General features: G+C 44.4%; 12 protein-coding genes. 11 read left to right on the forward strand and 1 reads right to left on the reverse strand.

The annotated features are described in order from the left end of the window. Positions 1 to 93: 93 nt before the first annotated feature. The 11 genes from greB (at position 94) to Xets_RS16110 (ending at position 9,673) form a co-directional block, all read left to right on the forward strand. The gene (gene greB / locus Xets_RS16060; protein WP_099131785.1) at positions 94 to 576 is read left to right on the forward strand and encodes a transcription elongation factor GreB; all 483 of its coding nucleotides are present in this window, start codon (positions 94 to 96) and stop codon (positions 574 to 576) included. 99 nt (positions 577 to 675) lie between these two features. Continuing rightward, a complete protein-coding gene (ompR, locus tag Xets_RS16065; protein WP_099131784.1) occupies positions 676 to 1,395 on the forward strand; it encodes a two-component system response regulator OmpR in 720 nt (239 codons plus the stop codon). Beyond that, positions 1,392 to 2,423: an ATP-binding protein gene (locus tag Xets_RS16070; RefSeq protein ID WP_222941623.1), complete on the forward strand. Its 1,032-nt coding sequence runs from the start codon at positions 1,392 to 1,394 to the stop codon at positions 2,421 to 2,423. The genes ompR and Xets_RS16070 overlap by 4 nt, the downstream gene beginning before the upstream one ends. A gap of 202 nt (positions 2,424 to 2,625) precedes the next feature. Further along, on the forward strand, positions 2,626 to 3,648 hold the full coding sequence (gene pstS, locus Xets_RS16075) for a phosphate ABC transporter substrate-binding protein PstS (RefSeq protein ID WP_187652109.1): 1,023 nt from the start codon (positions 2,626 to 2,628) through the stop codon (positions 3,646 to 3,648). A 31-nt stretch (positions 3,649 to 3,679) separates the two neighbouring features. Continuing rightward, entirely contained in the window at positions 3,680 to 4,639 is a 960-nt protein-coding gene (gene pstC / locus Xets_RS16080; RefSeq protein ID WP_099131913.1) for a phosphate ABC transporter permease PstC, read from the forward strand. A 1-nt stretch (position 4,640) separates the two neighbouring features. After that, positions 4,641 to 5,549 (forward strand): phosphate ABC transporter permease PstA, encoded by a 909-nt coding sequence (gene pstA, locus Xets_RS16085; RefSeq protein WP_255430677.1) that lies wholly within the window; start codon positions 4,641 to 4,643, stop codon positions 5,547 to 5,549. 86 nt (positions 5,550 to 5,635) lie between these two features. After that, complete coding sequence (gene pstB, locus Xets_RS16090) at positions 5,636 to 6,409, forward strand: phosphate ABC transporter ATP-binding protein PstB (RefSeq protein ID WP_187652115.1); 774 nt, start codon at positions 5,636 to 5,638, stop codon at positions 6,407 to 6,409. Positions 6,410 to 6,444: 35 nt separating this feature from the next. After that, on the forward strand, positions 6,445 to 7,161 hold the full coding sequence (gene phoU, locus Xets_RS16095) for a phosphate signaling complex protein PhoU (protein WP_099131781.1): 717 nt from the start codon (positions 6,445 to 6,447) through the stop codon (positions 7,159 to 7,161). Positions 7,162 to 7,271: 110 nt separating this feature from the next. Beyond that, positions 7,272 to 8,120 (forward strand): ABC transporter substrate-binding protein, encoded by an 849-nt coding sequence (locus Xets_RS16100; RefSeq protein ID WP_099131780.1) that lies wholly within the window; start codon positions 7,272 to 7,274, stop codon positions 8,118 to 8,120. Between the two features lie 100 nt (positions 8,121 to 8,220). After that, a complete protein-coding gene (locus Xets_RS16105) occupies positions 8,221 to 8,958 on the forward strand; it encodes an amino acid ABC transporter permease (RefSeq protein ID WP_187652110.1) in 738 nt (245 codons plus the stop codon). A gap of 1 nt (position 8,959) precedes the next feature. Continuing rightward, positions 8,960 to 9,673, forward strand: a complete 714-nt coding sequence (locus Xets_RS16110) for an amino acid ABC transporter permease (RefSeq protein WP_099131778.1) — start codon at positions 8,960 to 8,962, stop codon at positions 9,671 to 9,673. 270 nt (positions 9,674 to 9,943) lie between these two features. Here Xets_RS16110 and Xets_RS16115 read toward each other — a convergent pair whose 3' ends face one another. Continuing rightward, positions 9,944 to 10,393, reverse strand: a complete 450-nt coding sequence (locus Xets_RS16115; RefSeq protein WP_167450634.1) for a VapA/VapB family virulence-associated protein — start codon at positions 10,391 to 10,393, stop codon at positions 9,944 to 9,946. Between the last annotated feature and the right edge of the window lie 295 nt (positions 10,394 to 10,688).

Consider the following 10,688-nt stretch of genomic DNA (forward strand, 5'->3'; position numbering starts at 1 on the left):
TCATCAAATATCTTCTAGGTTGGGATTGGGTTGATGAGAGTTGATGAGATATAGTACTTCGCCATTAATCATCTTTTCTCAAGTGAGTTTCTCATGGCCAAGAGTCATTATATTACCCGAGAGGGTTGGCATGCGCTTGATCAGGAATTGAAATATCTCTGGAAAGTTGAACGCCCCAAAGTTACCCAAGCTGTTTCAGATGCTGCTGCATTGGGGGATCGTTCAGAGAATGCCGAGTACATTTATGGTAAGAAAAGATTAAGGGAAATTGACCGCCGAGTACGTTTTTTGTCCAGACGTTTGGATGTACTGCAAATTGTCGATCCTGACCCGCGACAAGAAGGGAAAGTCTTTTTTGGGGCATGGGTAAAAGTTGAAAACGAGAATGAAGAAGAATACATGTTTCGTTTGGTGGGACCGGATGAATTCGATCCTGCTAAAAAGTGGATCTCCATTGATTCTCCGGTGGCGAGGGCATTATTGGGTAAGCAGGTTGATGATGAAGTCACGGTGATGACACCGAATGGCGTGGTGACTTACTGGATATTGGAAATTAGCTATCAGCCTTTGGCATAAGTCGTCTTAAAATACATGCGGTTAAGTTTCTATTGGGGTTATGGGTTTTCTGTGAAAGTGATGGATGTTGCGGGCATGGAGCATCTTGGGAGCTGAAACATGCAAGAGAGTTATAAGATCCTTGTTGTTGATGATGATATGCGCTTGCGGGCGTTACTGGAACGCTATTTATCCGAACAGGGGTTCCAGGTGCGCAGCGTAGCAAATGCAGAACAGATGGATCGTTTATTGACCAGAGAATCCATCCAATTGATTATCCTGGATTTAATGTTGCCGGGCGAAGATGGGTTGTCTATCTGTCGAAGGCTGAGAAGTCAGCATAATTCGATCCCGATCATCATGATATCCGCGAAAGGGGAAGAGATTGATCGGATTGTTGGGCTTGAAATTGGCGCTGATGATTATCTTGCCAAGCCTTTTAACCCACGTGAATTGTTGGCACGTATGCGTGCTGTCCTGCGGCGACAGGCGAAGGAATTGCCGGGGGCGCCGACGCCGGATGATGCGGTGATCAAGTTTGGGAAATTTAAACTTGATCTTGGAACGCGTGAAATGTTCCATCAAGATGGATTGTTACCTTTGACCAGTGGGGAATTTTCCGTGTTGAAGGTGTTGGTTTCTCACCCACGTGAGCCATTATCACGGGATAAATTGATGAATTTGGCTCGGGGACGAGAGTATGGTGCAATGGAGCGTTCCATTGATGTCCAGATTTCCCGTCTGCGTCGGCTGATTGAAGAAGATCCTTCCCATCCGCGTTATATCCAGACGGTTTGGGGGTTGGGATACGTTTTTGTTCCTGATGGAAACAAGGTATGAAAAAGCCCGGTGTGAAAAAGTTTTGGCTTTCTCTGCGTACTTTGTTTTTCCGTGTCCTGTACTTAGTGCTGGGCAGCTTGCTGTTCAGCTCTCTGGTTACCTTACTGCTGGTGGTATTAGAAGAACTCCCTTTTAACGCGGTATTTCCCTATCTCTTTATCAGTGTTTTTGCGGTGGCATTGTCGGTGTTCATGGTGTTCGGGCGATATTCCGCTGTCCAGAAACATTCATTGAAAGCCATGCAGAAAGCAGTTATCGACATGGGAAAAGGAAGAAGAGACTCATCAGTGCCTGAAATGGGGATGCCCGCGATTCGTTCCGTGATTAGGGCGCTTAACCAATTGTCGGTGGAGCTGAAATCACAGGAGAGCGATCAGGCGGTATTAATGGCTGGCGTGAGCCATGACTTGCGTACTCCACTTACCCGTATTCGTCTGGCGATGGAAATGATGGTGGGAAAAGATGATTTTCTGACAGAATCTGTCCATCAGGACATTGAAGAGTGCAATGCCATGATTGATCAATTCATTGATTATCAGCGGGCAGGACAGGATATGCTGATGACATGCTGTGAATTGAATGGGTTACTTGAAGAGGTGATTACAGCAGAGCAGCGTTGCACGTCAGATACAGATATTGAAAATCGCTTAGTGACAAGTTCGATTTTCATTTTAGCCCATCCCTTTTCCATCAAACGGGTGCTGGTCAATCTGTTCACTAATGCCCGGCGTTATGGTAATGGGTGGATCCGCATCAGTAGTGGCTCAACCGAAAAATTTGGCTGGTTTCAAGTTGAGGATAACGGCACTGGAATGACGAAAGAAGAAGCCGCTGTTTTATTCCAGCCTTTTATGCAGGGAAATAATAGAAGTGAAATAAATAATAGACGTGAAATAAATAGTGGCGTGGGGCTGGGGCTGGCGATCATCCGCCGTATCATTGATAGCCACGGGGGAGATATTCAGGTGGGGAGCAGTGAAAAACAGGGGCTGTCCATTCGCGTATATATTCCGTTGAGTGAAATATGAGAACATCATTGAACGCAAAATAAGGCACAGCCGAAACCGCCTGTCATAAAAATGTCATAATTCATACATTTTATTGTCATTGAATTCACCTATTTTCCTTCTCGAATCATTTTATTACCTGAAAATCAGATTGTCAGCGATACCTGTCATTTGTTTTTCATTAATGATGCGTATCTCAGTAGAAGACCCAACAGGAGATAGTATGAAATCAATGCGTACCACTGTGGCGAGCATCATGGTTGCTGTATTTGCCATGACATCCCTGTCTTCATTCGCGGCCACCAGCTTGACGGGGGCAGGTGCGACATTTCCTGCACCGATATATACCAAGTGGGCGGATTCTTATCAGAAAGAAACGGGTAACAAAATCAATTATCAAGGCATCGGCTCTTCTGGTGGTGTAAAACAGATTATTGCCAATACCGTTGATTTTGGTGCATCTGATGCCCCGCTTTCTGATGAAAAATTGGCGACTGATGGCTTGTTCCAGTTCCCAACGGTAATCGGTGGGATTGTGTTGGCAGTGAACATTACCGGTGTTAAAGCGGGTCAGTTGGTTCTGGATGGTAAAACCCTTGGTGACATCTATCTGGGTAATATCAAGAAATGGAATGATCCGGCAATTGCAAAGTTGAATCCGGATCTCAAACTGCCAGAACAAAACATTGCCGTGATTCGTCGTGCTGACGGCTCAGGGACTTCCTACGTTTTCACGAGTTACCTGTCCAAAGTTAACAGCGATTGGAAGCAAAAAGTAGGAGCTGGCACGACCGTCAAATGGCCAACCGGATTGGGCGGTAAAGGCAATGACGGGATTGCTGCATTTGTTCAGCGTCTGCCGGGTTCGATTGGTTATGTCGAATATGCCTATGCGAAGCAGAATCACCTTGCTTATACCAAGCTGGTCTCCGCGGATGGTGCTGTGGTAGTACCTACCGAAGAAAACTTTAGTGCGGCGGCTAAAGGTGCGGATTGGAACAGCAGCTTTGCGCAGGATTTGACAAACCAGAAAGGCGATAATGCGTGGCCAATTACCGCTACTACATTCATTCTCATCCACAAGCAACAGGCAAACGCTGCCAATGGTATCGCAGTGCTGAAATTCTTCGATTGGGCTTATGACAACGGCAAACAACAGGCGAAGGAACTGGATTATGCCACCCTGCCGGAAGAAGTGGTCAACCAGGTACGTGCAGCATGGAAGAGCAACCTCCCCTTTTATTAAGGGGAAATCACCTAAAATGGGAATGAAGCGTATGGCCGAACGTAAAACGGCACTGAAAGCACCGGGCAAAAATGGTGACATTATCTTCAGCGCTCTGGTTAAGTTAGCAGCGCTGTTAACTTTATTTTTGCTGGGAGGCATTATCATTTCGCTGATCATTGCTTCCTGGCCGAGTATACAAGCATTTGGTTTTGCTTTCTTATGGAGCAAAGAATGGGATGCACCGGCAGGGTTGTTTGGCGCATTAGTACCGATTTATGGCACATTGATGACTTCGTTAGTTGCCCTGATCATTGCGGTTCCAGTAAGTTTTGGCATTGCCCTGTTTCTGACGGAGTTGTCCCCAAACTGGTTAAAACGTCCGTTGGGTGTGGCGATTGAGTTATTGGCGGCGATCCCCAGCATTGTTTATGGCATGTGGGGATTGTTTGTCTTTGCTCCACTATTTGCCACCTATTTCCAGCAACCCGTTGGTGACGTGCTTTCCAGCGTTCCCATCGTGGGGGCGCTGTTCTCTGGTCCTGCCTTTGGTATTGGTATTCTGGCAGCGGGTATCATTCTTGCCATCATGGTTATCCCCTATATCGCTTCTGTCATGCGTGATGTGTTTGAACAGACCCCTGTAATGATGAAAGAGTCTGCCTATGGCATCGGTTGTACAACATGGGAAGTGATTTGGCATATCGTCTTGCCTTATACCAGGAATGGTGTGATTGGTGGCGTAATGTTGGGGCTTGGCCGGGCATTGGGAGAAACAATGGCAGTTACCTTTATTATCGGTAATACCTACCAACTTGATAGTTTGTCTCTGTACATGCCGGGGAACAGTATTACTTCTGCATTGGCAAATGAATTTGCTGAGGCTGAATCTGGCCTGCATACCGCCGCATTGATGGAACTGGGACTGATTTTATTTGCCATCACCTTTATTGTTCTGGCGTTGTCAAAATTAATGATGATGCGTCTGGCAAAAAATGAGGGGCAGCGCTGAGATGACAACCATCAATGGGCAACCTTCACATTTAGTCGATACAGTAAACGAAGCGGAGATGAAAAGCCGTCGCCGTATGCAGTCATGGCGTCGTCAGAAAAATCGGCTGGCGCTGATGCTATCCATGATGACAATGGCATTCGGTTTATTCTGGCTGGGCTGGATTTTAATCTCCACCGTCACTAAAGGTATCGATGGTATGTCGCTGGCGTTGTTTACTGAAATGACACCACCTCCCAATACCGAAGGCGGTGGGCTGGCAAACGCCATTGTTGGTAGCGGCTTGCTGATCTTCTGGGCGACGGTGTTTGGTACGCCATTGGGGATTATGGCGGGAATTTATCTGGCGGAATATGGTCGCCGTTCATGGTTGGCAGAAATTATCCGCTTTATTAATGACATCTTGCTTTCAGCCCCTTCGATTGTTGTCGGATTATTTGTCTATACGGTTGTGGTGGCAAAGGTGCAACACTTTTCGGGTTGGGCAGGGGTAATTGCGTTAGCACTGTTGCAGATCCCTATCGTTATTCGCACGACAGAAAACATGCTGAAATTAGTGCCGGATAACTTGCGTGAAGCCGCTTATGCATTGGGCACACCGAAATGGAAAATGATCTCTGCTATTACTTTAAAGGCATCGATATCAGGCATTATGACCGGTGTATTGCTGGCTATTGCCCGTATCGCTGGTGAAACGGCTCCACTATTGTTTACCTCGCTTTCTAACCAGTTCTGGAGCATCGATCTCAGCCAGCCGATTGCAAACTTACCTGTTACTATTTTTAAGTTTGCTATGAGTCCATTCTCTGACTGGCAGCAGTTGGCATGGGCGGGGGTATTACTGATCACCCTATGTGTACTGCTAATTAACATTGTGGCGCGTGCGTTGTTTGCGAAGAAAAAGCACTAATATTTTTTTCAAAGGAACAAAAGCAGAAGGTATTAAAGAGACAAATACTGATGAATAAGGCTAATGAGGTTATTTCAGTAAACAATATGGCAGTAAATAAAATCGCAGGAAGTAAAATTCAGGTACGTGATCTGAATTTCTATTACGGCAAGTTTCATGCACTGAAAAATATTACGCTGGATATCGCACAAAATAAGGTAACGGCATTCATCGGGCCATCGGGCTGTGGTAAGTCCACGTTACTACGTACTTTCAACAAAATGTATGAATTGTACGGTGATCAGCGCGCTGAAGGTGAGATTATTCTGGATGGCACCAATATCCTGACAGACAAGCAAGATATTGCCTTGCTACGTGCCAAAGTTGGGATGGTTTTCCAAAAACCAACACCATTCCCGATGTCCATTTACGACAATATTGCTTTCGGGGTGCGCCTGTTTGAAAAACTGCCCAGAACAGAGATGGATGAACGAGTCCAATGGGCGTTGACCAAAGCGGCATTGTGGAATGAAACCAAAGATAAATTGCATCAGAGTGGGCATAGCCTTTCCGGTGGCCAGCAACAGCGTTTATGCATCGCCCGTGGTATTGCTATTCGTCCTGAGGTCTTGCTGTTGGATGAACCCTGTTCAGCACTTGACCCCATCTCGACAGGACGCATTGAAGAATTGATCAGCGAACTGAAATCAGAATATACCGTAGTGATCGTCACCCACAATATGCAGCAGGCGGCTCGCTGTTCGGATTACACGGCGTTTATGTACCTTGGTGAACTGATTGAATTTAGCAATACTGATAGATTGTTCACCACACCGAAGATGGAACAGACCGAAGATTATATTACCGGCCGTTATGGTTAATACAGGGTATAGAAGGTACGGGGGCATAGCATTAGATGGACAATCTGAATCTCAGCAAACATATCTCCGGTCAGTTTACTGCTGAACTGGAACATATTCGTACAGAATTGATGACAATGGGTGGGCTGGTGGAAGAACAGCTCAGTAAGGCGATTCTGGCGATGCACAACCAAGACGAAGTATTGGCACAGCAAGTGATTGAGGATGACCAGAAGGTCAATATGATGGAAGTGGCGATTGATGAAGCGTGTGTCCGCATCATTGCAAAACGCCAACCGACGGCCAGTGATCTGCGTCTGATCATGGTTATTTCAAAGACTATTGCTGAACTGGAGCGTATTGGCGATGTTGCCAATAAGATTTGCCAGACCGCGCTTGAAAGATTTTCACATCAACAGCAATCTTTGCTGGTCAGCTTAGAATCATTAGGGCGTCATACGATCCAAATGTTGCATGATGTGTTGGATGCCTTTGCCCGTATGGATCTACAAGAAGCCATACGTATCTACCGTGAAGACAAAAAAGTGGATCAGGAATACGAAAGTATTATCCGCCAGCTAATGACCTACATGATGGAAGATCCCAGAACGATTCCGAATGTCATGACGGCTCTCTTTTGTGCCCGTTCTATTGAGCGCATTGGTGACCGTTGCCAGAATATTTGTGAATTTATCTTCTACTACGTTAAAGGGCAGGACTTCCGCCATATTGGTGGTGATAATCTGGAAAAATTACTGACCCAAAAAGAATAGTATTTATTCCAAAATTGAATAAATATAGTATTTTATATTATTTCATGTGCTATATCGAAATTGATAGCTTTTGTTGATATATAAAAATTAATAACCAACAGGGGTGTACAATGAAGATTCGCAACAACTCTCGCGTAGCGATTACTGCGCTGCTGACCAGCTTGGCATTGGTTTCAGGAGTGGCAAAAGCAGATAAACTTGATGACATTAAAAAAGCTGGCACGGTACGTATTGCGGTATTTGACAGTAACCCACCATTTGGTTTTATCGATCCTCAAACGAAAAAATTGGCAGGCTATGATGTCGATATCGCCAATGCAATTGCCAATGATTTGGGGGTAAAGCTGGAACTGCGTCCAACGAACCCAGCAAACCGTATCCCTCTGCTTTCTTCTAAGAAAATTGACTTAATTGCTGCTAACTTCACAATCACTGACGAACGCGCAAAACAAGTTGATTTTTCCATCCCTTATTTTGCGACTGGTCAGAAATTTATTGCCCGTAAAGGTGTTCTGACCAATCCGGACGATATTGCCAAACTGCGTATTGGTGCAGACAAGGGAACTGTACAGGAAATTACCTTGCGTGAGCGTTATCCAACCGCCAAAGTGATCTCTTATGATGATACACCGTTGGCATTTGCGGCTCTGAGAAATGGTAATGTTCAGGCGATCACGCAAGATGATGCGAAACTGGTTGGTTTGCTGGCAAACGTACCAGAAGCCCAGAAAGCCGATTTTGAAATTTCCCCTTTCAGCATTACTCGTGAATATCAAGCAGTCGCGGCTTCCAAAGGGGAAACGCGATTGGTTGATTCGGTTAACCAAACCTTACTGAAATTGGAAAAAGAGGGTGAAGCAGAGAGCATTTATAACCGCTGGTTTGGCCCAGACACTAAATCCGCTCAGCCGCGTGGTGATTTTAAATTTGCTCCGTTAGAGGATCAGGCAAAACAGTAATGTTCGTTTAGCAGTTTCTGTTTAGTGCTTCCATTTAAAAACACAAATTGATTAGCCCCGTTATTTCGGGGCTTTGCTGTTTGTTTATGTGGTGAATGATATGTTTGAGCAATTTATTACCGAGCACTTACTGGCTCCTGAATATCTGCAATGGCTTTGGCAGGGATTTCTGATCACCTTGTGGCTTTCTGTCTGTGTCATTGCCTCCTCCACTTTATTGGGCTTTGTGATTGCGGCGGTACGGGATAGCCAAGTCAAGCTACTGTGCTGGCTGGTTACGGTTTACACTACTGTATTTCGTAACACGCCTCTGTTGGTGCAACTGTTTTTCTGGTACTTCGCTTCTGGGCAAATTTTGCCGCAAGCGGCGATGATGTGGCTGAATACGCCCCATGACACAATGATTTTTGGCCTGACACTGGAATGGCCATCCTTTGAATTTCTGGCGGGATTTATCGGATTAACTCTTTATTCAGCTCCGTTTGTTGCAGAAGAATTGCGGGCGGGCATCCAAGGAGTCGGACGCGGGCAAAAATATGCTGCCCATGCATTGGGTTTAACGGGCTGGCAGGCCATGCGTCACATTGTATTGCCACAGGCACTGAAAATAGCCATGCCACCCTTATTGGGGCAATACATGAATATTGTCAAAAATTCATCATTAACCATGGCGATTGGTGTGGCAGAACTCTCTTATGCTTCTCGTCAGGTGGAAACCCAATCCTTACAAACCTTTGAGGCATTTGGTGTGGCGACAGTGCTCTACATCGCTATTATTGCTGTGATGGAAGGTTGGGGACAATGGCGCCAACAGAGAACATTGGCGAGAGGGTATTGATATGGACTTTACTGTTATTGCAGAAAACTGGCGTTATTTGCTATTGGGAACCTTTCCTGATGGGCCATTGGAAGGGGCGGCATTGACGCTGGTAATCAGTATCATAGCGGGGACGATCTCCATTGTATTGGGTATTCTGGGTGGTGTTGCTCTGGCGATGCTGCGCGGCTTTTGGGGCAATCTATTGGCGGCAATACTGGGCTTCTTTCGCGCCATTCCGGTCATTATGCTGATTTTCTGGACGTATTTCTTGTTGCCTGTCGTATTGGGGATGGAGATCCCTGAAATTACGACCGTTGTCTGTGCGCTGGCATTAATTACTTCGGCTTATTTAGCACATGGCGTCAAAGCGGGAATTTTAGCGATTGGTGATGGTCAATGGCGGGCAGGGTTATCACTGGGTTTTAATCGTTGGGAAGTGCTTTGGCATATCGTTTTGCCGCAGGCATTGCGTATGATGGTGCCTTCATTTATCAATCAGTGGATTGCGTTAATTAAGGATACCTCATTGGCTTATATCGTTGGCGTCGCAGAATTGTCATTTCTGGCGACCCAAGTGAATAACCGCAGTATGGTCTATCCAATGGAAGTCTTCTTATTCGTTGCGCTGGTTTATTTTGTGATGTGTTTATCACTGGAGTTGATTGCCAATTATGTTGCCCGCCACTTCTCAGTGAGGCGTGAAAGAACAAGCAATCTTCGGGTTATAACGTAAAATTTTTGACCGTGGTGTCTCAAAATTAATATCTGGCAGGTATTTTCGTTATTGCATTCATTCCCTGCTGTGAGGCAGGGATTTTTTATTTACCACTTTATTTTTATTTCATAAAATTCAGAACAAAAGCTAAAAAATATAATTTCATTATTCAGTTTAATGCTAATTAATTCATAACAATAAGCCTTGCTGTGTAAAGTATTACACAGCAAGAGCGCAGTATTCTGTTAATCATTGTACTCCGGTTGAGGTTATTTATTATAAAAATAATTAACTCCATGAACCCGTTCCACCACCGACGCCTGTTATAAGGGAAATTGCGAGACCGGCGAAGGAGCCAAGCGCACGGCTATGTGAATCAAAGAAATGTAAACTAAAGGTTACGGGCGATGCCTGAAACGCGAAACTTACAGTATCAGAATAAAGTGTGTCTAAATTGTCTGTAAGAACAAATCCTTGTATAGTTGCAAGGCCGGGAGTCGTCAACCCTCCTGCTTTCCCGCGAAAAGCTTTTTTACCAACAAAATCTAGGTGTAGGTAAAACGTTAGATAAAAAATAAAGCTTTCTACTTGGCCTCCAGCTGAATATGCATCTATTCCTGAAGAAGCCATTCTTTTTGTAGCTTCATCAATAAGTTTGGGTTCTAGCTTCCCTTGCATAGTTTGTTTAAAATTTTCAATAAGTTTTAGTTTTATTTCATTTTGTTCTAATGTGTTCATAATATTACCTCTTTTATAGTTCATTGAATGTAGAGAAAAAACAATATCTAAAATATATGAATCTTATTATATTTAATTGTGACTATTTTTAATGATATAATATCATGATGTTATTATTTGTAGTATGGTAGGTTATGAAGAATACACCAAATATTATTTGGTTATATTTATAATGTTTTTAAGAATAATAAAATTAGGTTGTGATATCAATTTATTGATCATGTATAATCTTTCTATTTGGAGAACATTCAAATGGCAAAGATTGATGTAACCTGCCCCGCTTGTCGTGCGTTTA

Source organism: Xenorhabdus sp. TS4 (genome assembly GCF_014467265.1).
Classification (GTDB): domain Bacteria; phylum Pseudomonadota; class Gammaproteobacteria; order Enterobacterales; family Enterobacteriaceae; genus Xenorhabdus; species Xenorhabdus ehlersii.